22 protein-coding genes and 2 tRNA genes are annotated in these 23,077 nt (G+C 34.0%); 17 read left to right on the top strand and 7 right to left on the bottom strand.

All coding sequences use genetic code 11. The features are described 5' to 3' along the window. The 3 genes from PLI06_05665 to PLI06_05675 form a co-directional block, all read left to right on the top strand. Positions 1 to 532 (top strand): hypothetical protein (locus PLI06_05665; GenBank protein HOI77081.1); only part of this gene is annotated, 532 nt, incomplete at its 5' end. Further along, complete coding sequence (locus PLI06_05670) at positions 529 to 1,707, top strand: homocitrate synthase family protein (GenBank protein HOI77082.1); 1,179 nt, start codon at positions 529 to 531, stop codon at positions 1,705 to 1,707. The genes PLI06_05665 and PLI06_05670, both read left to right, overlap by 4 nt. 3 nt (positions 1,708 to 1,710) lie before the next feature. Continuing rightward, the gene (locus tag PLI06_05675) at positions 1,711 to 3,303 is read left to right on the top strand and encodes a thiamine pyrophosphate-binding protein (protein ID HOI77083.1); all 1,593 of its coding nucleotides are present in this window, start codon (positions 1,711 to 1,713) and stop codon (positions 3,301 to 3,303) included. Here the strand turns inward: PLI06_05675 and PLI06_05680 are convergent. Genes PLI06_05680 through argG form a run of 3 tightly spaced genes read right to left on the bottom strand, consistent with a single transcriptional unit; the run spans position 3,289 to position 7,146 of the window. Continuing rightward, positions 3,289 to 4,518, bottom strand: coding sequence for a GMC family oxidoreductase N-terminal domain-containing protein (locus PLI06_05680; GenBank protein HOI77084.1), 1,230 nt, complete (start codon positions 4,516 to 4,518; stop codon positions 3,289 to 3,291). The two genes, PLI06_05675 and PLI06_05680, sit on opposite strands and share 15 nt — an antisense overlap. 14 nt (positions 4,519 to 4,532) lie before the next feature. Beyond that, positions 4,533 to 5,882 carry an argininosuccinate lyase gene (gene argH / locus PLI06_05685; GenBank protein ID HOI77085.1) on the bottom strand — a complete coding sequence of 450 codons (1,350 nt, stop codon included), beginning with the start codon at positions 5,880 to 5,882 and terminating at the stop codon, positions 4,533 to 4,535. A 43-nt stretch (positions 5,883 to 5,925) separates the two neighbouring features. Beyond that, entirely contained in the window at positions 5,926 to 7,146 is a 1,221-nt protein-coding gene (gene argG / locus PLI06_05690; protein ID HOI77086.1) for an argininosuccinate synthase, read from the bottom strand. A gap of 209 nt (positions 7,147 to 7,355) precedes the next feature. Here argG and PLI06_05695 point away from each other — a divergent pair, with 209 nt between their 5' ends. Together PLI06_05695 and PLI06_05700 are read left to right on the top strand one after the other, a co-directional pair. Continuing rightward, complete coding sequence (locus PLI06_05695; protein HOI77087.1) at positions 7,356 to 8,474, top strand: Fic family protein; 1,119 nt, start codon at positions 7,356 to 7,358, stop codon at positions 8,472 to 8,474. 65 nt (positions 8,475 to 8,539) lie between these two features. After that, the gene (locus PLI06_05700; protein ID HOI77088.1) at positions 8,540 to 10,006 is read left to right on the top strand and encodes a PQQ-binding-like beta-propeller repeat protein; all 1,467 of its coding nucleotides are present in this window, start codon (positions 8,540 to 8,542) and stop codon (positions 10,004 to 10,006) included. Between the two features lie 13 nt (positions 10,007 to 10,019). Here PLI06_05700 and PLI06_05705 read toward each other — a convergent pair whose 3' ends face one another. Further along, positions 10,020 to 10,931 carry a hydroxyacid dehydrogenase gene (locus tag PLI06_05705; protein HOI77089.1) on the bottom strand — a complete coding sequence of 304 codons (912 nt, stop codon included), beginning with the start codon at positions 10,929 to 10,931 and terminating at the stop codon, positions 10,020 to 10,022. 62 nt (positions 10,932 to 10,993) lie between these two features. Here PLI06_05705 and PLI06_05710 point away from each other — a divergent pair, with 62 nt between their 5' ends. Genes PLI06_05710 through PLI06_05745 form a run of 8 tightly spaced genes read left to right on the top strand, consistent with a single transcriptional unit; the run spans position 10,994 to position 17,835 of the window. After that, entirely contained in the window at positions 10,994 to 11,149 is a 156-nt protein-coding gene (locus PLI06_05710) for a Trm112 family protein (GenBank protein ID HOI77090.1), read from the top strand. A gap of 4 nt (positions 11,150 to 11,153) precedes the next feature. Beyond that, the gene (locus tag PLI06_05715; protein ID HOI77091.1) at positions 11,154 to 12,305 is read left to right on the top strand and encodes an MFS transporter; all 1,152 of its coding nucleotides are present in this window, start codon (positions 11,154 to 11,156) and stop codon (positions 12,303 to 12,305) included. Between the two features lie 18 nt (positions 12,306 to 12,323). Then, complete coding sequence (locus PLI06_05720; protein ID HOI77092.1) at positions 12,324 to 12,920, top strand: hypothetical protein; 597 nt, start codon at positions 12,324 to 12,326, stop codon at positions 12,918 to 12,920. Positions 12,921 to 12,928: 8 nt separating this feature from the next. Continuing rightward, the gene (locus tag PLI06_05725) at positions 12,929 to 13,738 is read left to right on the top strand and encodes a TrmB family transcriptional regulator sugar-binding domain-containing protein (GenBank protein ID HOI77093.1); all 810 of its coding nucleotides are present in this window, start codon (positions 12,929 to 12,931) and stop codon (positions 13,736 to 13,738) included. Beyond that, positions 13,739 to 15,244 carry an oligosaccharide repeat unit polymerase gene (locus PLI06_05730; protein HOI77094.1) on the top strand — a complete coding sequence of 502 codons (1,506 nt, stop codon included), beginning with the start codon at positions 13,739 to 13,741 and terminating at the stop codon, positions 15,242 to 15,244. A gap of 57 nt (positions 15,245 to 15,301) precedes the next feature. Then, positions 15,302 to 15,772: a winged helix-turn-helix transcriptional regulator gene (locus PLI06_05735; GenBank protein ID HOI77095.1), complete on the top strand. Its 471-nt coding sequence runs from the start codon at positions 15,302 to 15,304 to the stop codon at positions 15,770 to 15,772. Between the two features lie 11 nt (positions 15,773 to 15,783). Further along, positions 15,784 to 17,481: a VCBS repeat-containing protein gene (locus PLI06_05740; protein HOI77096.1), complete on the top strand. Its 1,698-nt coding sequence runs from the start codon at positions 15,784 to 15,786 to the stop codon at positions 17,479 to 17,481. After that, on the top strand, positions 17,482 to 17,835 hold the full coding sequence (locus PLI06_05745; protein ID HOI77097.1) for a hypothetical protein: 354 nt from the start codon (positions 17,482 to 17,484) through the stop codon (positions 17,833 to 17,835). A gap of 9 nt (positions 17,836 to 17,844) precedes the next feature. Here PLI06_05745 and PLI06_05750 read toward each other — a convergent pair. The 3 genes from PLI06_05750 to PLI06_05760 all read right to left on the bottom strand — a co-directional run bounded on the left by PLI06_05750 (position 17,845) and on the right by PLI06_05760 (position 18,980). Continuing rightward, positions 17,845 to 17,918 (bottom strand) — tRNA-Ile (locus PLI06_05750). A 5-nt stretch (positions 17,919 to 17,923) separates the two neighbouring features. Next, positions 17,924 to 17,996 (bottom strand) — tRNA-Asn (locus PLI06_05755). 66 nt (positions 17,997 to 18,062) lie between these two features. After that, entirely contained in the window at positions 18,063 to 18,980 is a 918-nt protein-coding gene (locus PLI06_05760; GenBank protein HOI77098.1) for a prenyltransferase, read from the bottom strand. Positions 18,981 to 19,127: 147 nt separating this feature from the next. Between PLI06_05760 and PLI06_05765 the strand changes: the two genes are divergently transcribed. The 4 genes from PLI06_05765 (at position 19,128) to PLI06_05780 (ending at position 23,057) form a co-directional block, all read left to right on the top strand. Continuing rightward, entirely contained in the window at positions 19,128 to 20,414 is a 1,287-nt protein-coding gene (locus PLI06_05765; protein HOI77099.1) for a hypothetical protein, read from the top strand. After that, positions 20,415 to 21,980: an acyl-CoA reductase gene (locus PLI06_05770; protein ID HOI77100.1), complete on the top strand. Its 1,566-nt coding sequence runs from the start codon at positions 20,415 to 20,417 to the stop codon at positions 21,978 to 21,980. A gap of 102 nt (positions 21,981 to 22,082) precedes the next feature. Beyond that, on the top strand, positions 22,083 to 22,316 hold the full coding sequence (locus PLI06_05775) for an Lrp/AsnC ligand binding domain-containing protein (protein HOI77101.1): 234 nt from the start codon (positions 22,083 to 22,085) through the stop codon (positions 22,314 to 22,316). A gap of 27 nt (positions 22,317 to 22,343) precedes the next feature. After that, complete coding sequence (locus PLI06_05780; protein ID HOI77102.1) at positions 22,344 to 23,057, top strand: hypothetical protein; 714 nt, start codon at positions 22,344 to 22,346, stop codon at positions 23,055 to 23,057. Positions 23,058 to 23,077 lie beyond the last annotated feature (20 nt).

Below are 23,077 nucleotides of genomic sequence, written 5' to 3' on the forward strand. Positions count from 1 at the left end.
TTATGGCGGTGGCGGAGGTCTAAGCAGAGCTAGACTTACATTCAATTTAAAACAAAAGATCGTGGTAGGTGTTGACGATACAGATACAAAAGAGGAAGGAGCAACATGGTCTTTGGCAAATGAGCTAGCCTATAAGATTGAAAAAGAAGGATTAGCCGATTATCTTAGACATACCTTGGTCCAGCTTTATCCAAAAAATCCCCATAAAACTCAGAATTGCGTTAGCACTGCACTGACTTTTGGTGTAGATCCACAAAATATTCCAATATTCAAAGAGAGAGTTTTTGAATTATTTAATAAGCATACCCTTTCAAAAGAAACTGGATTAGTTCTTTTACCAGGTATAGGAATTGATAAAAAACTTCGAGATTATTCTCATAATGTTAAATTTTCCATGGTATCAATCCAAGAGGCAATTGATTTCTCCAAAAAATTAAAGAACCTAGAAGTTTTAATGGACAATTGGGGATTGATAGGAGCAATTGCTGCTTTAGGATACTCCGAAGATCCCAATGAGGCTGTGAGATTATGAAATCATTTGTTAGCCCTTATAATTTCGTCGAAGAAATAAAAATAAAAGTAGATCCGAAAAATATTATTGTATATGACACCACTTTAAGGGACGGAGAGCAGACCCCAGGAATTTGCTTCACACCTGATGAGAAAATAGAAATTGCTATTAAATTAAACGAGTTGGGTATCCCACAAATTGAAGCAGGATTTCCAGTTGTATCTGATGGTGAAAGAAGGGCAATAAGGAATATAACAAAGCAGTCTCTAAATTCAGAAATACTTGCTCTGACAAGAACATTAAAAAGTGATATTGATGTTGCTTTATCTTGTGATGTTGATGGAATTATTACTTTTATTGGAGTTTCAGACCTCCATTTAAAACATAAGTTAAAAATGACTAGGGAACAGGCACTCTCAAAGGCCGTTGAGGCTGTCGAGTATGGCAAAGATCATGGAATTTTTGTTGCTTTCACCGCAGAAGATTCTACAAGAACTGATTTAGATTTTCTAATTGAACTTTACAAAGCGACAACTGATGCAGGCGCAGACAGAGTTCACATAGCCGATACAACTGGATCTATAAGGCCCATGGGAATGAAATATCTTGTTAGTCAAATAAAGAATAATATAGACAACACACTAGGAATCCACTGTCATGATGATTTTGGTCTTGCAGTAGCTAACTCTCTTGCCGCTTTTGAAGCAGGAGCTAGAGCTATATCCACAACAGTTAATGGGATAGGGGAAAGGGCAGGTAATGCGTCTCTTGAAGAAGTTATAATGAATCTTAGGCTCTTGTATGGTATAGAGATGCCTTTTAAGTATGAAGTGTTATACGAACTTTCAAGATTAGTTGAAAAGTACACTACAATGCCTGTGCCAAAAAATAAATCTATTGTCGGGGATAACGTTTTTTCGCATGAATCAGGGATACATGTTTCTGCAGTTAGGGCGGAACCATTGACATATGAACCTTATATGCCGGAGTTTGTTGGTCAAAAAAGAAGGATTATTCTTGGAAAGCACTGCGGAATGAGTTGTATTGAATATAAACTAGACGAATTAGGCCTATCTGTACCTCAAAACGAAAAAGAAATCTTAATCCTAAAAGTAAAGGAGATGGCTGAAAGAGGTGCAAAAGTAGGCGATAAAGAATTTAAGAATATGGTCCAAGAAATTCTTTCAAAAGGTTAGATGATGAAAAATTCATATTCCGGAGCGGAATTAATATCCAAAGCAATAAACGATTCAGGAGTTGAAACACTTTTTTGGTATCCTGGGAGGGAGATATTGCCACTATACCATGAACTGAAAGATAGTGGTGTTTCTATTATTAGGTCTTCTCATGAGCAGTGCGCAGTTCACAGCGCCGATGGATTTTACAGGGCTAGCGGTAGAATATCCTCCGCACTCACGTCAACTGGCCCCGGATCAGTCAATGCAATGATGGGGCTGGCATGTGCATATAAAGATGGCTCATCGTTAGTGCTAATCACTGGACAAGTTCCTACCTATATGCTTGGAACTGATGCTTTTGAGGAAGTTGATTTACTTTCAATGACTTCTGCCATAACAAAGAAGAATATTAGAGTTAAAGATGAGCTATATCGAGAATTAAGAGATTCATTTAGTCAGGCAATATCTGGCCGACCAAGACCAGTTCATATTGAAGTTCCAACAGATTTATTTGAACAACAATACTTTTCTGACTTTGAATACAATGAAACTATAACAAAAAATAAACTTGACATCGACAAAATTAAACTTGCCATTAAATTGATTAACGAATCTGAAAGACCTTTGATTCTTTCTGGTTATGGCTCTATTAATTCAAGCTCAGGAAATACTATTTACTCTTTATCTACTAAAATTGGGGCGCCGATAGTTACAACGCTTCCAGGGAGAGGGATAATAGATGAAGATGATCCTCGCGCATTTGGAACCCTTGGTGTAAGGGGTACAAATAATTCCAAAATGGCCTTTGAAAAATCAGATCTATTAATATCCTTTGGAGTCAAATTTTCTGATAGAACTTCTTATGATATATCAGGTAGTTCAAAAAAAATAATAGATGTAAATTTAGAGAAAAATAAAAAAAATATCTTGTTTGACCTATCTCTTGTTGGTGATTTAAATGAAATAATTAACAATATAACGATTGGCGTTTCCAGAAAATCTGACCTTTGGATTAATAAAAATCCTATTAGAAAGTTTGATGGAATCTCATCTTCCTCTAAACCTTTGAAGCCACAAGCCGCTATTTATGAAATATTTGAAAAGCTAAATAAGGATGATATTGTTGTTACAGACACGGGGTCAATAACAGTATGGGCGCATTTGCTGAAAAAAGTTCATATCCCTAGGACATTTATTTGCTCCCACTCTTTTGGTGCAATGGGATTTGGATTACCCGCCTCCATAGGGGCCAAATTATCAAATCCTGAAAAGAGGGTAATATTGATAACAGGTGACGGCGGACTTTTGATGGTATTGGGGGAGTTATTAACCCTCCCGGAAAATAATATTGATGTGAAAGTATTCCTTATAGATAACGGTGTATTGGGGACAATTAAACAGTATGAAGATACAAAATTTGAGGGGAAATACTCCTTTTCGCTAGGCAAGAAGGATTTTGTAGCTATATCAAAAGGTCTTGGAGTTCCTGCTCTTAAAGTTGAAGGCAAAGGAGAAATGAAGAAAGGAATCAGAGAAACTTTGAACTCAGAAGGTCCTATGCTTTTGGACATCATAACGAATCCAAAAGAAAAAGTTCCTTCAGGTGGAATTTAGAATATTTTCTCCCAATTTTTTTCCTAAAGCCATCAGCGAAAGGATTGGGGGCGCGCCTGGCGATTCTGGAAGTATACTTGCATCGCATACATAAAATCCCATTCTTGTCTTGAATTGATTGTCCACAGTTATCCCTATTGGTGCAGTTCCTCCGGGATGTGCACCAATAGCTTCAGTTGAAACTATCGTATCTACTCCTGACTTCTTTAATATCCTTGAAGCAATAGCAACACCATTTGATATTTTTTGAACATCTTTTCCAGTACAGTATTTTTCGATAAAATTTTTGTCAACATAACCAAAAGAGTCATCTTTAATTTTGATCATTAAACCGATTATATTATCTCTTTTAGATTCTATTTTCTTCTCACTGAGCATTTTGGTAATTCTTTCAGAGTAATAAGGAGAAATTAAGAAATCATTGAAAGGTATGTAAGCTGCCATATTTATCTCATCTTTGAAAGATTGATTACTCTTCCCACCAATTGTAACAAATATGTCCACAAAGAGTTTTTTTGGAGTCATTATCCCTGAATTATTAAGGATTTTAGGCGTATCAAGAGCACCTGTGCTCAAGATCACATTTTTTGCAGTAATATTAATGAGATTTCCTTTTTCCACACCCTGAACTTTGAAGTACTTTATACTTTTATTTATTCTCAAAGCTTCAAAATTAGTCTTTAACTCAGCGCCTTTAGAAATGGCCTTTTCGATATAATAAAGGGAAGTTTTTTTTGCCTGAAATTGACACCCCATATTGCATTTTCCACATTTTTTACATTTCTTAAAGTCAATCATTTTAGGCATTATTTTTGGGTCATAACCCAATTCTTTAGATTTTTCAATGAATAGATTAGTCCTATCGCCTAGCATATTTTCTGGGATGGGTGATAATTCAAAATCCCTTTCAACTTCATCAAGTTCTTTTTCAATGTCTATGCCGAGTTTTTTCAGTTCCTTTTCTTGGGTTCTCACACCATTACCTATTGCTAATAATGTTGTTCCTCCAACACCATTACCACTTAAGATTTCTATTTTTCCATGTTCTTCAAAATCTTTACAAGAAGAAGCTCTGAAGTAGCCCTTGTGAGCTTCGTTTAAGGGAAGATACTCGCCTTTTTCAAGAATTAAGACTTTATGGTCTGAGGATATCTTTTCTGCAACAGCACCACCACTAGCACCACTTCCAATTATGATATAATCGTATTTATCCATGGTATCCCGTAAAACTAAATTTTGGTCAATTGACCTATTCTTTTGATGAATACTTCTTTTTTAGATAAAAGCTCTTTTTCTTCTTCTTTTATCCTCTTTTCTATATTATCAAGTCCAAGATTTCCAGTAGCTCCTGTATGTGTCTTTGATTTTATATTTTTAACTGGGTCTTTATTTTTTAATGATTCTAGATTTGTCCCAACTTCTTTGTAAGCATCTCTAAATGGTGTTCCTTCCTTTACAAGTTCCAATACTCTGTCTGTTGCATAGACTTCAGGAGAAAAGGACTCAATCAATATTTCTTTGTTTACTTTTATTTTTGGAATGAAATATCCTAGGATGTATAATGTTTGCTGAGTAATATCAAAACTTTCCATTAAAGGGCCTTTGGTCAGTTGGAAGTCTCTATTGTATCCTGAATAAAGGGAAGTTATTATTCCTGTTACCCTAAAGTATAGGGAGTTTACAACGTTTGCTTTAGCCCTTGTAAGTTCAAGCAAAGCAGGATTTCTTTTTTGAGGCATAAGGCTTGAACCACCACAAAAGTCTTCCGGTAAGGTAAAATAATTGAACTCAGGTATAGAAAATAAGATTAAATCATTAGCAAACTTTGAAAGGTCCATCATTATCTGAGATAGAGCAAATATAATTATAGATTCTGTTTTTCCCCTGCTATTATTTGCATACAGAACATTATTCTGCACTTTTTCAAATCCTAGAAGAGATGCAACATATTCTCTATCAATATTAAGATTAACACCATAACTTGCAGCACTTCCTAAGGGGGATTGATCATTAATCTTGAAAGAACTTTTCAATAGATAAAAATCATCAAGGAGACTTTCTAGGATGGCGCTTGTCCAAAGCCCTACAGAGGAGGGCATAGCTCTCTGAGTATGGGTTCTCCCTGGCATGGGCACGAATTCATTTTCTTTTGAGAACTCTAGTAGTATCTTGCAAAGATTTAGAACACTTTCCATCATCTCAAATAGTCTTTCTTTTGAATATAATCGGATATCTAAGTTTATCTGGTCGTTTCTACTCCTTGCAGTATGAATCTTTTTACCAACATCACCTAATTTATCCGTCAAGAAATTTTCTACAGCAGTATGTACGTCTTCATCTTCTTTATTTATTATAAATTTACCTTGTTCGTTAAGGTTTAATATATCAATTAGATTCTTTTTAATTTTTAGAAGTTCTTCTTCAGAAAGAATTCCTATTTTTTGAAGCATTGTTGAATGAGCGATATTTCCTATGGCATCAGCTTTTACTAGCTTCATATCCCAGAGATAATCATCTCCAACTGTAAAATCTTCAACAGCTTTGTCAAGTTCATATTTTTTTTTCCAAAGTTTTGCCATTTAGTTACTCCCTTAACATCATAAAAAATAAAAATTTAAATATTTATCTGGACCTTTTGGCCAAAACTTCGTACATAAGGCCCATAACTTTTGCTGCGTCCTTTGAAATTCTTTGATCCATGCCTCCAACTTTAATTGACCTTATTTCAGGGGCAAATAACGACGAAGCTGATTCCCTCTTTACGATCTCGACATTTCCTTTGAACAATTTCACTTTATAGTTTCCATTAATATGCTCTTGGCTCTTGATGATATAGCTGTCAAGGGAATCTTTTAATGGATGGAACCATCCTCCGTGGTATACTAGGTAACCCCATTTTTGTTCTATTGTCTTTTTAAACAGGATTTCTTCCTTTGTGAGGCACATCTGTTCTAAATCTTTGTGAAGTTTTAGGATAATTGTAGCCGCCGGTGCTTCATAAATCTCTCTGCTTTTGAGATTCATTATGCCTTCTTCAAATATGTCTATTTTACCAATACCATGCATTCCCCCAACAGTATTAAGCTCTGTCAAGAGCTCTAACAATCCAATTTTTCTTCCGTTTAAAGATACTGGAACACCCTTTTCAAAAGTAATATCTACAAAAGTAGGAACATCAGGTGTACTCTCAATGGACCTTGTCCACATCCATAGATTATCCGGAAGCTCTTGATCAAGGTCAATTGCTCCGCTTGCAATAGATCTGCACCATAGAGTTTTGTCATCTCCTCCGGTAATCTTTTCTGTGACATATATCCCCCATAATTCACAAAGTTTTTCTTCTTCTTTTCTTGTAAGATCAAAATCCCTTACGGGCACCAATACATTTAGTTCAGGGGCAAACAATTTGAATACATTATGCATTCTATACTGATCATTACCCTTGCCGCTTGAACCTTCCATTAGGGCATCGCAGCCCAATTCTTTGCCTTTGAGGGCAACTATATTGGCTATTAATTGCCTCGTCATTGACGTGCTCACTGGATAGCCCATATAGTCTGAGTTTGCCATTATTGCCATAGGTATCCATTTTTTTACAAAATCTTCTTTTGCGTCTATAACAACTGGCTCTATTTTTAGTATCTTTGCCTTTTCAAATGCAATGTCAATTTCTTCTTTTCCTTGACCAACATCGATCATTATAGGTACGATCTCTTTTGCGTTGTATACTCTTTTTAGTAGTTCTATACATAGACAAGAATCAACTCCTCCGGAGTAAGCAACTGCAACTTTTTTTACAGAGGGTACGTCGACCCCTTCAAATTTTGTTAGTATTTCTTCCATAGGTAAAACCTCCTCTCGAATCATTAGACCGGTTATAAGGGTTGTGACTTATATGTATCAAAAATGGACTATTATGTATAATTAGATAATTAAATAGATATTAAATAAACAAAATTCATTTTTTACCACTATAATTCAGATCTGTTACCAATAATAATATAAAATGTAGTATCAAAAGGGAAGTATACTTACTATTTATGGGAGGATATATGGTCTATATCATAAAAAAGAATGTTAAGGGAGAAACTTATTACTATGTCAATCATTCTGTAAGATTGGGGGGCAGAGTAAAGACCGTTTCTTATTACCTGGGCAAAGGTCCATTTACTCAGTCCGAAATAGAATTTTTAGTGAAAGAAAAGTCTCAAATGATACTTCTCGAAGCAGAGTTTTTGAAGATATTTTCTAAGAAGTTAGAATATGAAGAACATATTCTCCCTGCCTCATTTATTAATATAATTGAAAGGCTAAAAAAAATAAATAGGATAATGGCCCCATTTAATAAAAGTTATTTTGAAAAATTTGAAGAAAATCTTAGATTGAGATATGTTCATGGGTCGACAGCAATTGAAGGTAATACTATATCATTGAGGGGCGCGCAGCTTATACTTGAAGAGGATACACCAGCAGGCAATACTCTGAGAGAAATGTATGAGATATTAAACTATAATGAACTTTTTAAATTCCTTAGAAGCTATAACGGAGATATCACTCTAAAATTTATTCTAACGATTCATCAGATGCTCATGAAAAATATAGATGATGAAAATGCCGGAACATTAAGAAATACTGATATTTCTATATCTGGGTCAGATTATGACCCCACGCCTTTTCCAGTCTTAGAAGATGAACTTAACAACTTAATAGAATGGTATAAAGAAAAAAAATTAACAATGTTTCCCGTTGAACTAGCTTGTCAGTTTCATCAGAAATTTGTTGAAATTCATCCATTTATTGATGGAAATGGTAGAGTTTCTAGAGAACTACTGAATTTTATCCTTATTAGAAATAATTATCCAAGGCTTGTTATTCCGTTTGAGAGAAGGGGAATTTATCTTAGATGCATAGATATTGGGAATTCAGGAGAACTAACGCCTTTCATTATTTTTATTTCAGGACTTTTGATTGAGGACTCATTTAGACCTGTAGGCACATTTTTTAAACAATTGAAGGAAAAGATAAAGGAAGAAAAATACTCTAGCGATATTTCAAAAGAGTTGGATAATACAATGGATGACTACAAAGAGATTTTGGAAATAATTAAAGGGATGGAAGGCCGAATAGAAAATTTGAACTTGAATGAATTAAGAAAGGGCAAATGGAAATAATTTCAGAAAAAGGCAACATAGACATAAAACATAATATTTAAATAGGTCTAATAATCAGTAATTTCATGAAGAAAATTAGTCTATTTTTGATCCTGATATTATTTAATATATCTATAATGAATATTTTTGCTGATGAGCTAACTTGGAGCTATGAAACAGACGACGATATCGCCTCAGTTGCGGCATCTTCTGATGGAGCCTACATCGTAGTTGGGTCCTACGATAATTATTTACATCTTTTAAATAAAAATGGAACTCAATTATGGAAATTTCAGACAGGCAGTAATGTAGAATCAGTTGCAATATCTGCCAACGGGCAGTATATCGTAGCAGGTTCTTGGGATAAGAGGGTTTATTTATTAAATAAATCAGGGCAGAAGATTTGGGATAAAGTAACATCTGACCAAGTCAATACTGTTAATATAACTCCAGATGGAAACTATATAACAGCAATCACAAAGAATTATAGTGTTTTCGTATATGATAAAGCCGGAAGTCAAATTATGGCATATGATTCAAGGAATAGGCTAGCCACATCTTCAGTTTCTCCCGACGGTTCTTACATAGTTAATGGAACAAACGATAGTAATATTTTCATGCTTTCAAGATCTGGTGACCGTCTATGGGAATACAAGACGGGAGGTAATGTTCAATCAATTTCTCTTACTCCTGATGCTTCTTCTATCGTTGCAGGAGCATTTGATAGCAAAGTTTATGTTTTTGATAGAAAAGGTTCTCTACTTTGGTCCAAACCAACCGGAACTGCAACACATTTAGTGTCAATCACTAAAGATGGTTCTAAGATATTTGTTGCTGATCTAAATGACAATATTTATTTATTTGACTCTTCTGGCAAACAATTACTCAAAAGAAAGTTAAACGACAAAGCAAATGCTGTAACAATGTCGCCCAATGGAGATTATATTGCCGTAAGTTCACTTGATAGAGTAATCAGCTTAATAAGTAGTTCTGGAAGTTTGTTGTGGAGTAAGGAGAATGAAAGTGCATTTAATTCATTATTCTTGACTACAGATGGAAAATTAGTGGCAGGATCAAAAGATAATAAAGTCTACTTCTATGATTTGAGTTCATTTATTATGCCAGGAACATCGCAAATTCCTAAAGAATCGATACCTGTAGAAGGCTCTCAAACACCTGTTTCTGATACTAAACCACCTCTCACAACTAATGACAATCCTCCTTCTGGAACAGTCCCTGATACAACATCTACAACTTCTTCTAGTTTTCCATTTATCTACATAGTACCCATAGCAATAGTATTAGTTGTAATAGCGGCAGTAGTATTTATGAAAAAAGGGAAAACATCAACTACTCCAATAATAACAAAAGAAGCTCCAATAAAAGACCAAATCAAATGTCCATCATGTGGATCACCTATTGAAAAAGGGATTAAATTCTGTGGCAGTTGTGGAAACGATATCAAAGAAAAAGTAGATTTAAAATGCCCTAATTGCGGTGCAACAATCGGGAAAGACAGTAGTTTTTGTCCCGAATGCGGTCAAAAAATTTAAAATATATATTTTATTATTTACATTTTAATGCTTTAATGACCTCTTCAGCAATCATAATCCCTGCCCTTTTCTGGGCTTCATGGGTTGATGCTCCTATGTGCTGAGTCAGAACTACGTTATCAAACTCTAGAAGCTTGCTATTCATCGGCGGCTCTTCTTCGAACACATCAAGACCAGCACCTAGTATCTTCCCAGACGACAATGCTTTGCAAAGCGCATCTTCATCAATTATCCCTCCTCGGGAGGTATTGATTATGATCGCATTATTTTTCATTTTTTCAAATTCTTTGTCTGAAATCATATGCTTTGTGGAATCAATCAATGGTACGTGTAGTGTAATAACGTCACTTCTTTCAATTAGTTTTTCAAGAGTAACAGGTTCAGCTTCACCACTTTTTATCTGCTCATCTGTTAGTAAAGGATCATAGGCAATTAGACTCATACCACATGCTTTTGCCATTCTGCCGATATTTCTTCCGATTCTTCCAAATCCAACAATTCCCAAAGTTTTACCATTGAGTTCGTGGCCCATAAGGGATTTTTTTTCCCATCTATTTTCTCTTGTTAATCTATCTGCTCTTGCAATATTTCTAGAAACAGATAGCATCAATCCAAAAGCAAGTTCGGCTACAGAATCAGAGCTTGCCTGTGGTGAGTTTACAACTTTTACTCCTAGTCCTTGGCAGCAATTGACATCTACATTGTCAAGTCCGACACCGGCTCTAGCCACAACCTTCAGATTTTTACCCTTTTTTATTATGTCTTCAGTTATATTGGGTTTACTTCTAACAATTACTCCATCATAGTTTTCTATAATAGATAAAATCTCTTCTTTAGAAATACCCTTTTTTACATCAACTTCAAACTCTTTTTTGAGTTTTGATATACCTTCTTCTGCAATGTCTGATGCAACAAGAATCTTCATATTATCACTAAAAATGGTCTATAAAAATATTTAAATATCTTTGTATGGGCTTAATCAATATGATAGACAAAAAGCTTCTTGATATTTTAGCATGCCCAGTTTGTAAAGGTGATATATTCGAGGATAAAGAAGAACTCGTATGTGTAAAATGCAAAAGGAGATACCCAGTTAAGGAAGGTATTCCTATAATGCTTGAAGAAGAAGCAAGAATTGAGTGAATTAATGAACAATAGACAAAAAATAATTATTTATTCTTTGATAGGATTCTGCATAAATATTTCTTATATCAGCGGTAATTTATTTATTTCAAATTATTCCCAAGTATTGGGAGCATCCAAATCGTTTATTGGATTGATTAATGCCATCTTACCTTTCTTTTCAATATTGACGGCACCACTATTTGCTAGAAAAGCTGCAAAACTTAGAAGAAAACTTCCAATAATTAAAACAGGACTTATAATAGGGGCTTTTTTTTCAATATTGCTCTTCTTTTCTTATGATAAAATTCTCATCTTTATTTTTAGAATGGGGATGGGAGTATCTTTTGGCGCTACAATGGGATTGACTAATTCTCTAGCCACTGAAATAGATACTGAAAAAAGAGGAAAATATTTTGGGATTTACAGCGCTTCATGTTCTTTTGGATGGGCAGTTGGTTCGCTTCTTGTCGGCATAGTAATTTCTCAAAAATATAACAATGCTTTTCTTATCCCTATTATATTTCTTACAATTGGTTTTGTTACTACACTTTTCGCTAAAGAGAAGTACACTGCTTCCGACTATTTTGGAATAGATTTCCAAACATTCAAAAAATTCCTTCCCTTTTATAGAACTTTATTTCTAAGGCATTCAGTGGCAACAACATTGTGGGCATTCTTGCCTCTTTATCTTGAGTTTACCTTAGGGTTTGACAGGTTAATAATATCCTCTATTTTTTTCATAAATAATTCTTTGCAAGTTTTAACTATGTCTTTAGTTGGGCATTTGTCAGATAGGATAAAGAAGACATACCTTGTATTTGCAGGATTAATTGGCTCATTTTTGTTCATACTCACTTTTACAATAATTAAGAATCCAATTGAATTCATGTTGCTCCAGATATTAGTTGCATTCTCTTGGGCATTAGTATATCTGGGAACTTCTTCTCTTGTCACATCCTATTCGACTTGGAATGAAAGAGGTGAGGCGATATCTGGACTTTCTATGACGTTAAATCTATCTAGTATAGTCGGACCTTTACTTGGAGGAATAATATATGGATTGTCAGACTTTGTTACTATGTTGTATCTGATGCTACCCTTATGTTTATTAGCAATTATATCTTCTATTTTCCTAAAAGAAAAGGAAGAGATTTCCCACAATATTTATAAATAAATTTTTTATTTATTTTTTATGGCAAAAAAGAAAAGTAAGAAAGGCCTGAAAGTATCTAAAAGAACACTAAGCGTTGTTTTGTTGTTGACCATCATAGGGGTGTCAATGGCCTCTCTTTATTATGTTAATTATTTAGGGAATCATGCATTTGATGTAAAAGGAACGCCCACAACTATTCTCTATAGTACAGAAAATGACCAATCAATCAAAGTAGTCTCATACGTTCAAGGGGACCCTCTTATTGTAATGCGAAGAATGTTCACTGAAGACGAAGTCAAAAGTGTTTATTTGCTCTTCAAGGCAATGCCGGGTTCAGCACCTGAAAATTCTTATCTTGTTAGAGGTGTCGCTTCAATAAGTGAAGGAGTGGGTAGGACCAAAGGGCCGATAATCCTCGCCAGAGAATTGACTCCATGGCATAAATATATGATGGGTGTTAAACTGATTGGTTCAAAGACAAAACCATTAGTATATATGAAAACTCCGAATTTGGGTGGCACTGAAAATAAAATCGTCATATTAAATGAAGGAGTTGTAATTATCGAGAACAGTACTTTTGAGGACACTATGCTACTATCTGACTTCCTTAGGACAGTAATCATTGGCATCTTTTAGGAGTTTAAATGAAAAGATTAAATCTCTTTGATTTGGCAATAATTGTTTTAGTGGTGGCTTCATTAATTTCATTCTCCACCAAGTATTTTGAAAAAGAGCCAATTGATGAATATTCCTATACTGGCTCACAAATATACAGTGCTGTTCGATTTTTTGATTTGTCTGATGGGAAGGGATTTAGGTATCTTGTTAAAGTTGATGGTTCCTATATAAGCGATTATTCCCCTTTTAACGAAGAGGGTGTAGTTGTTGGAACATCACAAGGTACTTTCTTATTGAAACTAATAGACGGCAGGATTTTAACTGTTGGGGGGCGAACTTCATTCAAAGAAGACATAGCTTCACACAACATTAAAGTCACAATGCTAAATGGATCTACAGTCCATTATATGCAAAAAGCATTTTTTGTCAATGATCTAATCGAAGCAAAAAACAAGATAAATAATACTTCAAAATTTTTAGATAATTATAATATAATTGATACAACAATTTCTGGGGATATTGTAATTGATGGCAAATTCCCTAATGATATTACATTTGATAAAGAATTATCCGATAAAATAGCAAAAGAGATTTTCTACTTAAAAGATGTAAAAGTAAAGTCATCTGAAAATGGAATTACTTTGAGTGTTATTGGTATAGGAACAAATGATTTTGAAATATTGCAATCTGTTCTTTCCCCATATGGCCCAACAAAATATTATTTTCCTGATTTTAGAACATTCGTGCTTACAGATAATATCCCAAATTCCGACATATCTATCATTCAAGCTAGCACTGTAGAAGGGATAATTGGGGATATTCATGTGAGGATTTAGATGAAGTACTTAAATGGTATTTTTTCTTTCTTAGAAAAAGAATTTTCAAATAGTTTAGTTAATAAGTCCTCTTTGAAATTCTTTAGGGCTATCCAAAAATTTCCGTCTTTTCCTTTTGAGATAGATAAATTCGATGATTATCTTAAAAACTCGATATTTTTGAAATTTTCACCATTAATTGTTATAGTGTCAATATTATTATTCTTTAGCTTTTCCGATCATCCCCTCTCGCCAATTGGAACCTTAGTTGTCATCTTGGGAACAGTTTCATTTTACATTGGCTCTTTAGTCAAAATACCAAATATCCGAAAAATCAACAAAAAATATTTTTTTCCTCTTTTGATCATTTTCTTAATATTATTCTTGCTCAGCATGATAAAAATCGAATCTTTTGGATTTTATGTAAAACTGAGCCTTATACCGCTTCTCCTTATAGGAATCACTGAAAGAGAAAATAAAGATTTTTTTGTATCTCTTTTGATGGTAAGTATAGTCATATTACTAAAAGGATTCTGGGCCTTATCGTTTCCTTTTATTTTTTTCAGCTTAATCTATCTGGTTGTGACTTATCGGGGTGGATTAATAAAATACTTGGAGGACAATACATATAATTTAATATTTATTCTTTTATCGCTGGGCCTAATTTTTTACTTTCTCGATTTGATTATAGCTGGTGACATACCCTTATTTAATGTTCAAGTAAGAAACTCTTTAGACCCTTTCTTTACAATGATATCCCATCTTTTCCCGATGGGATCAATTCTTTTAATCTCATATGTTGGTCTTACAAAGAAATATTCATACAAAAAAGCCAGATTCATCTCTATTTTTTTTACATTCCTCTCGCTTTTCTTAATGGCCTTGTTAGGCTACAGAACTCAAGTTATTTTTATTTTGTTGGGGGCATTAATCTGTGGTTCAATGGTTGGCATATGGAAAAAATCTGAACTAATTATAATTGGTACAGGGTCTGTGATTTCATTATTGACTTTAACAATGGTGCGTGATATCCTGCTAGGAGTCAATCTTTCTCTTTTTGAATCGCTTAGAACAAGGATAAGCCTTACTACCGATGTTATGGATATACTAGCCAACATGGGAGGGGGATTCGGATTGACAAACGGAGCAATTCATATTGCAACTCACCCTTATCTTGCTAGATTAATGCCTGGTATAGCATACTCGCCAAGAAGGATGATAGCAGTACTTGTTGGAGAGAGATCAGTTTCTATAACTTCAACAATATTTGGGCCTTTAGCTATTGACTTTGGCCTAATTGGAGTTATAATTGGAATGGCCTTTTTAGGATTTTTCTTATCAAATCTTTATAAATCTGCAGAACGCGAAAAAGGAGAAAGGAAGATAATATTGGTAGGGCTTTACAGTATGGTATTAAGTTACACCATAATAGGTATTGAAACAGGCATACTTGACCTAGAAGTTATGCTCCTATTTATAATTTCATTATCTTATCTTCTTTTTATAATTAATAGAAAAATTATTTAATAAAAAATTTCCGAAAGATTTAAATATTTTAAAGAATTTATTAAAATAGTGATAATAATGAAAATGAACAAAAAAGGAATTAAAATTCTAAGATCTCTTCTTGCAATCAAAGGATTTCCCCAGAAGAACAAGATTGCTGAAGAAACGGGACTATCAATACAGACAGTAACACCTTTCATTAACAAAATGATAGACGATGGCGTGGTAAAAGGATTCACAGCCATAATAGAACCCGACAAATTAGGATACCACCAGGTTCATTTTCTCTTGAATATACAAAAAGGCATAAATGATGAAGCTATTAATTTCCTAAAGAATATGGACAGAGTTCTATATGTAACTTCCGGATTTGGAAATTCAGACTGCCAGTTAGTTGTGGCAATACCTGCGGACAGAACAGATTTAATCCCAAGTTACATGGAGTCTATGAGGCAGTCTGGAATATTCAAGAGTGAAATGAGTATTCATGTAGTTACAAAGAGCCATTTCCCGTTACCAGATTTCCTTAGAAATGAAGACTTAGAATAATGGTGCAAAAAATGCAAAAAAGTTTGGTTTTAATTTTAACATTAATTTTAATTTTTGCCAACTTCAGTCAAACTACTTCTGAAGACTTAATTAAATGGCGCCATCATACTACTGATGAAGTCAAAGGAGTCGCTTTAGGGGATGTCGATGGCGATGGCAGATTTGATGTTGTTCTAGGGGGCGGAGATTATATCTATGCCCTTGATGTCTTCGGCCAAGAAATATGGAAAAGGAAAACAATTAATTTTGTGAATAGCGTTTCTGCAGGAGACCTAGATGGTGATGGAAGAAGTGATGTGGCGGTTGGCCTTATTAATAATGGCATAGAAGTTTTTAACTCGGATGGAGAAAAGCTTTGGGAATATTGGATGCGCACCCCCATTCAAAAGATAATTATCAAAGATATCGATTCAGACGGATATGGCGAGATAATTGCTATATCTCATAATAGAACATTTATTGATAACGCTTGGGTGATAATTAATCACGATGGATGTGTCCGATTCCAAAGTAAAGATTTATTTTTCCCAGATTTTGAATTAAAAGGCTATTATAGCGGAACTTCAAAAAAATGGGAAGCTGACAACGAACTTAGATTTCTTATTGCAGAGGATATTAACGGAGACGGCTATACCGAATTCATTTCATCTACACGATTAAATGATATAATAGTTTTTGATTATAATAGGAACCCTTTGTGGGGATACCATTTTGATTATACTATAACTTCTTTGTCTGTGGGTGATGTGGAGCGAGACGGATTTAAAGAAATATTACTAGGGGTTAATAAAAAACTCATTATCCTGACAAAAGATGGATTTAATTTGAAAGAATATTCTTTTGACAGCGATATCAAAGCTGCAACTGCATTTAAAGATGAATTCAATACTTCATTTGTTATAGTGGGTAAAGATAATACGCTTTATGCATATGATTGGGGTAAAGAAATATTTAATCATAAATTTGATGAGAATATTCACTTAATCTACTATGATAATCTTGATTATAAAAATGAAGTAGAAATCATAACAGGAACTAATGACGGGGTATACGTATTAAGTACTAAAGGAAAGAGACTTTTTACATATAGGACTCACTCGCCTGTAATTGAAGTATTTACTATAAATCTTAATTATAAAGGTGAGAAGGAATTAATTATAGCTTCAACCGATATAGATGCAATTACTTATCAAGAATTAAAAGAAATTCAGATTCCAGACTCTCAATCAAATCAACAACAAATAGAAGAGACTATACGAAAGGCAAATGCTGTTTTTAATACGGGGAAAGCACTGTATGATGTTGGAGAGTACCAGGCAGCAATTAATAGGTTTAACGAAGCAAGAACTATATACCAATCTGTATCCTATAGCGAAGGAGTAAATAATTCTGGAACTTTCATTTCAAATGCCACCTTACATATCCAAGCCAAATCATTAGAGGATCAAGCTCTTTCTCTAAGAAATGAAAAGAAATATGAAGAAGCCAAGTCAACCTATAAGGCCGCAAAGGATCTTTATTCAGTAACTAACGACACAGTTAAAACTCAAGAGATGGATCAAAAAATAGCTGAAATTGACGATTTAATTACTGCTGAATCTTTTTCTAGATTTGTAATGACTTTTGCTATTATAGTGGTCATAGTAGCAGCAATAGGGATAATATTCTTCTTCCTCAGAAAAAGAAAAAAATCTAAACAAGGTGCTTAATTGTTAAGAGACGAGATTAAGAAAAGGGTAGAAAAACTTGAAAAAATAGCCATTAATTTTGAGAATGAGGGTTACTATCAAGATGCTGCGGACAGCTATGCCGAAGCTGCAAATTTTATAGTTGAAGAAAAAGATTTCTTCTGGGGGGCTGAGGACTTTAAAAAAGCTGCTGAGCTTTATTGGGATTCTGGAGACACTGAGCGAGCTGAAACTCTTTTTAATACCGCCATAAATTATTATCTTTTGGATGCAGAATACTATCTAAAACGAGATGGATACTTTTGGGCTGTAAGAGATTATAAATTGGCAGTACAATGCTATGAAAAGTGGCTTTCAATGGTCGGGAGAATTTAGAACAAGTTGTGGGCCCGAAGGGATTTGAACCCTTGGCCGCCCGGTTATGAGCCGGGCGCTCTACCAGGCTAAGCTACGGGCCCAAAAGCGCCGCCAGCAGGACTCGAACCTGCGACCATTCGATTAACAGTCGAGCGCTCTACCTACTGAGCTATGGCGGCATGAAGATTCCGAGTTCAGAATCATATATAAAACTTTCTATCCATTAAAATTTTCTCTAATTATTTTTAAAAAACATTTAGTAAATACAAAAGTGGAATTATAGTGAACCATAAGATGTATGACAATGAAATCTGAAGTAATTTGTCAATTCTATTTTCAATTACATTTTTCATTACTTGTGAAAACAATAGGTATAGGAGTAAAAATCCGTGAATTATAACAATGAGAAATATCACACTTGAAAACCCAAATATCCCAGAATATAAAAATAAAAAGCTCGAAATAATAGATATTGAAATCGATAAGACTGAGATTAGTGACGCTTTTCTTTGACCTAGTATTACTGTAAGTGTTTTTTTCCCTATTCTTTTATCTGCTTCATAATCTGGAAAACCTGCAAGGATTATGGCCCCAAAAATAGCAAAGAATAAGGGTATTGATACTAGCCATGGGAGGATAATATTTAGTTTTGGAGATTGTAATAAAAATCCCGCCAATACAATGTAAAAACTATGGGTTATCCCAACATCAATTTCTCCTAAACCCCTATATGATAATTTTAATGGTGGAACTGTATAGGCCAAACCCAGTAAAGCTCCAAGTGCTAATATTAAAAAAGCGTAGATGTTATATCTTAATGTTAAAATAATAGTCAAAGAACAGACAAGAGTAAGGGAGATAAATATCGCATTCTTTGCCTGCTTGAATGTAATCATTTCTTCTACTATCATTCTAGATCCGCCGGTAAATTGGCTATAATTTTTATTTATTTTATCGGTTTCATAGTCATAATACTCGTTAGAGATTACAGTTGCAAATTCTATCAAAAACAAAGCCATATACCCTAGGACATAAATAGTCAAATCAAAATTATTTAGTATTTTAAAGGAGCATAAAGCACCTACAGTATATGCAAGCCACGTCATAGGGTAAAATTGGAGTCTAGTTATCTTAAGCCAAGAAGCTAACTTATCGTTTTTCATTTAATGCCTTATTAGTTGGAATATATTTTAATTATAAATTTTTCTGCCGCCATAAATACCTAAAAATTAGCTTTACCGAAAATTTTTTATATATAGATAAATAATCTAAGCAAATTCTATGTGAGGATTATAGTACTTGGTGATTTTATGTTTGATACAGACTTAATTGAGAAACTCGTTTCTTCAGAAAACTACTTCAAAAAAAGAAAAGACGTGGAAAAATTAAGGCACAAAGCAATTAAAATGTCACACAAATATCATTATGAAAATAATAAATTTTATCATGACTATTGCAAATTGAAAGGACTAAGCGGCGATATAAAGTCTGAAGACTTTCATAAAATAGTAATTCCCGATACGGTATTCAAGTCTTATCAGATGGAATCACCTGAAAAGAGCCCCCAAGAATTTAAAAAATGGATTGATAGAATCTCTTCAGTCCCCATTGACTTTACCCCAAAGGGTATGGGGTCTCTTGAAAGTTTTCTTCAAGAATTCTATTCTAATGGCATGCTATTGGGTTTTAGTAGTGGCACTTCCGGAAAACTGACATTTTTACCAAGAGATCCCTTTACTCAATCCATGTTGATTAGATCATACACTGAAGCAATTGATGCAACTCTAAAACTTGACAAAGGTAAAGAGAGATTTATTCTTGGGATACCAAAAAAAACATTTTTACAAGTCGGCTTCAATGGAAAAGTTGTAGCTAACCACATATCTCCTGGCAACGTTTTTCATGCATTTGATGAATTGAAAGCCGATATAATAAGGCTTAGAATGAGAGGACCAAGATCCTCAAAAGAAAAAGTCATGAATTACTTTATTAAGAAAATGCTACCTCGACTTGAGAAAAATGCCATAAGAAATATAGCAACTAAGCTTGAGGAAAATCAAGGAAAAAAAGTTGTTTTTATGGGGCCACCTTTTTTGATAATTGATACTGCTAAATATATTTTAGAAAATGGAATTAACGCAAAGATCGGGGCAGACAGCTTTTTGGCTTCAACTGGAGGATTCAAAGGCAGATCAATTGTAAGTAGAGATAAAATGAACGACTTAATTGAAGAAGCTTTTGGATTAGATCCAAAGAGATATATTGACCTTTACGGGATGACCGAATCAAACTCGATAATGATTGATTGTACCGAGGGTAACACTAAACATATCCCTCCTTGGATGGAAGTTATACTATTCGACGAGAGCATGGAACCAATACCTCAAGAAGGCAAAGTAACCGGGAATTATGCATTTCTTGAGCCTTCTTCAAAATCTTTTCCTGGATTTATTACTACTGGGGATAAGTTGAAGGTAGATTACGAAGGATGCCCAGCGTGCAATAAAACCACCCCAATTCTTCTTAGTATCGAAAGACTTCCCAGAATTGAGAGCAGGGGATGCTCCGGCGTACTTGCAAAAACGGTGGCTGGTTAAATGTCAAAACTAAAAGGGTATTACCTTCCTAAATCTCTAAAGTCGATAGAGAAAGAAATGGAATTCAGTGAAAAAAAAGTCAACGATTATTCTTTGTTATTGCCAAATATTAATCAAGACAACATAAAAGAAATAGTAACTGGACTAAAAGAAAATAGAAAAAAATATCTTATAAATATGCCCTTTCCAGAAATTGCTAAGATATATGGGGCAGTATCAAGAACGTGGTCAGATAATAACTATGAAAAAAAGAAGATCGCTCTTGAATTACTTCCAGTGTTGACAAATCTTTCACCAGAGTTAATAGAGTTTTATCAGTTTAGGTCCATATATAAAATAGATGAGAAGACTATTAATTTTCTATCAACTTTAAAATTACCGCCAGATGTTTTTAAGAATTTTACTCCAATTGACAACGCAAATACTTTTGTTAGGGCATACGCAGGATTTAGAGACAAAATTGCACTAAAAAAAATAACTCAGTATAACCAAGAACTGGAGTTGGTGACTTACATAACACCCTCTAATGTACCTGGATTTATAGAAAGTCTTGGGATTTTTATAGCAAGCATAGTAAGAGCTTCAGGCTTAATTAAAACCCCTTCCGTTCAACCTCTATTTGCACCTTTATATGCGGAATCAGTAGCTGAACAAAGCAAACAGATAGGTGAAACTATCGCGGTGGTACCGTGGGCAGGAGGGGATAAATCAATTGAGGATGTAATATTTCGAAACTCAAATGTAGTCAGTGTAGTTTCCAGCACTCAAACTGCAATTTCAGTTAAGGCAAGGGTAGATGAATTAAATAAAAGTGGAAGTTCCATTAAAGGATGTTATCATGGGGGAAAATTTGGAATTGAACTAATCGGGAGAGAAATGGCAAATCATGATGTTGCGGGCCTTGCTGCAATTGATGGAATTGGGTATGAAGGATATATGTGCGGGTCTCCTGCTTTTGGATTTTTTGTTGAAGAAGGTGGGGAGCTGAGCCCATTAGAATTTGCAGAAGCTTTAGCCGGTGAAATGGAAAAAATATCGAGATCAATACCCCAGACTAATTTTTTCAGGAAGTTAAGAGATATTAAAATTGGAGAAATAATATCAAGGCCTGAATTCGACGGAGGTCAGAAAATTTTTGCTTCTTCTGAAAATAATTTTGCAGTAATATATGAATCAAATTTTAATCTAAATCCTATAGGGCAAAATAGATTAATACGTGTCTTTGGAGTTAAGAATCTTGAAGAAGTAATTGGTGAAATGAAACCATGGAAGGATTATCTACAGACGGCAGGAGTTGCAATAGGAAATGATAGGCTCAAAATCCTATCAGAGTTAATGGGAAAGACTGGATTTTCAAACATAAGAGTTGTTGGAACTGTAGCTTTGCCACGATTAGGCGAAGCATGGGACGGATACTATCCAGTATATGAATTTTTCATCCCCGATAGTATCCACTGGACTTCCATCAATACAATTGACTTTGAAAATGAGATAAAAGAGCTTACTAAAATAAAGAATGCAGTCGTAAAGAAAGGTGTTTTTAATCCATCTCTTGGAATTCGCTGAAATGCCTTATTTTATCAAAAGATTTTTGATTTTTTCTATTTTTTCAGGAGATAAAAAGAAATATTTAAATACTTTGCATGTTAATATATTATAGGTGCTTTAATGGTATATGCATATGTTTTGATAACAGTTTCAATAGGAAAAATAAAGGAAGTAATTGAAGCTGTAAAGAAGATTGAAGGAGTAATAGAAGCCGATGTTATAACTGGCCCATACGATGCCATTGCAAAAATAAAAGCAAATGATTTAGGTGAACTTACAAAAACAGTAATCCAACAGATTCATTACATTGAAGGTGTAATTGATACAACAACTGCGATAGTAATCTCCGTATAATAATACTATTTATTTTTTGGTGGTTTCTTGAATAAAAGCACAGCTATATGTGATGTATCTCTTTTTGTTTCAAAAAGTAAATATTCTCAGGCTGAATCATTGATGAAATCTTTACATATTGAAGAGGTAATAATGCCTGAAGAACTCGTTGATATCCTTATGAAAGTTCATAGAGGAGAAGAACTCTTGGGTGAACAAGTTAGAGTCTTATCCTATTGGGCAAAAGGACCAGTTCCCAAGGATGAAGAAATAAGAACTTTTTATGAAACACTTATCGAAAAAGGAATAAAAATTAGAACAATAAAAGAGTATGTTCTGAAAAAAGAAGTTGAATTGGGGTATACAAAATTAAGAGAGGGCATGGAAAAAGATGAGATGGAAGTCTATAATAAAAGTTGGAGAAATTTATATAATAAATTCTCTGAAACGATGCCTGATCAAACTGCAATCATATGCTCAAAAATCCTCTCCTTATCTCTTGTATTCAATGAGAAAATAGTCGCAGTTAATAGAAAACTTTTGAGATTTCTATTTGATTCTGGGCTAGAAGTATCAAAAGTTACATCTAAGATTGAAATTGATAAAAATATGGTCGAGCACAATATTATTTTCCTTAATGTTTACGGCTCAAAGACTTTTGAACCGCTTTTTTATGAAATAAAAAATTCAATAAAGGAGAGTACAGAGATACAGGTAGAACTAGAAAAAGATGTAGGTTCAATCGTAATGTTTAACTTATAAATACTAAATATATTATAATT

It is taken from the genome of Methanofastidiosum sp. (assembly GCA_035362715.1).
In the GTDB taxonomy this organism is placed as follows: Archaea; Methanobacteriota_B; Thermococci; order Methanofastidiosales; family Methanofastidiosaceae; genus Methanofastidiosum.

Excerpts from the sequence above, each read along its gene's own strand:
- PLI06_05670 (HOI77082.1), top strand. The coding sequence starts at position 529 with ATGAAATCATTTGTTAGCCCTTATAATTTCGTCGAAGAAATAAAAATA.
- PLI06_05675 (HOI77083.1), top strand. The coding sequence starts at position 1,711 with ATGAAAAATTCATATTCCGGAGCGGAATTAATATCCAAAGCAATAAAC.
- PLI06_05680 (HOI77084.1), bottom strand. The coding sequence starts at position 4,518 with ATGGATAAATACGATTATATCATAATTGGAAGTGGTGCTAGTGGTGGT.
- argH (HOI77085.1), bottom strand. The coding sequence starts at position 5,882 with ATGGCAAAACTTTGGAAAAAAAAATATGAACTTGACAAAGCTGTTGAA.
- argG (HOI77086.1), bottom strand. The coding sequence starts at position 7,146 with ATGGAAGAAATACTAACAAAATTTGAAGGGGTCGACGTACCCTCTGTA.
- PLI06_05695 (HOI77087.1), top strand. The coding sequence starts at position 7,356 with ATGGTCTATATCATAAAAAAGAATGTTAAGGGAGAAACTTATTACTAT.
- PLI06_05700 (HOI77088.1), top strand. The coding sequence starts at position 8,540 with ATGAAGAAAATTAGTCTATTTTTGATCCTGATATTATTTAATATATCT.
- PLI06_05705 (HOI77089.1), bottom strand. The coding sequence starts at position 10,931 with ATGAAGATTCTTGTTGCATCAGACATTGCAGAAGAAGGTATATCAAAA.
- PLI06_05715 (HOI77091.1), top strand. The coding sequence starts at position 11,154 with ATGAACAATAGACAAAAAATAATTATTTATTCTTTGATAGGATTCTGC.
- PLI06_05720 (HOI77092.1), top strand. The coding sequence starts at position 12,324 with ATGGCAAAAAAGAAAAGTAAGAAAGGCCTGAAAGTATCTAAAAGAACA.
- PLI06_05725 (HOI77093.1), top strand. The coding sequence starts at position 12,929 with ATGAAAAGATTAAATCTCTTTGATTTGGCAATAATTGTTTTAGTGGTG.
- PLI06_05730 (HOI77094.1), top strand. The coding sequence starts at position 13,739 with ATGAAGTACTTAAATGGTATTTTTTCTTTCTTAGAAAAAGAATTTTCA.
- PLI06_05735 (HOI77095.1), top strand. The coding sequence starts at position 15,302 with ATGAAAATGAACAAAAAAGGAATTAAAATTCTAAGATCTCTTCTTGCA.
- PLI06_05740 (HOI77096.1), top strand. The coding sequence starts at position 15,784 with ATGCAAAAAAGTTTGGTTTTAATTTTAACATTAATTTTAATTTTTGCC.
- PLI06_05760 (HOI77098.1), bottom strand. The coding sequence starts at position 18,980 with ATGAAAAACGATAAGTTAGCTTCTTGGCTTAAGATAACTAGACTCCAA.
- PLI06_05765 (HOI77099.1), top strand. The coding sequence starts at position 19,128 with ATGTTTGATACAGACTTAATTGAGAAACTCGTTTCTTCAGAAAACTAC.
- PLI06_05770 (HOI77100.1), top strand. The coding sequence starts at position 20,415 with ATGTCAAAACTAAAAGGGTATTACCTTCCTAAATCTCTAAAGTCGATA.
- PLI06_05775 (HOI77101.1), top strand. The coding sequence starts at position 22,083 with ATGGTATATGCATATGTTTTGATAACAGTTTCAATAGGAAAAATAAAG.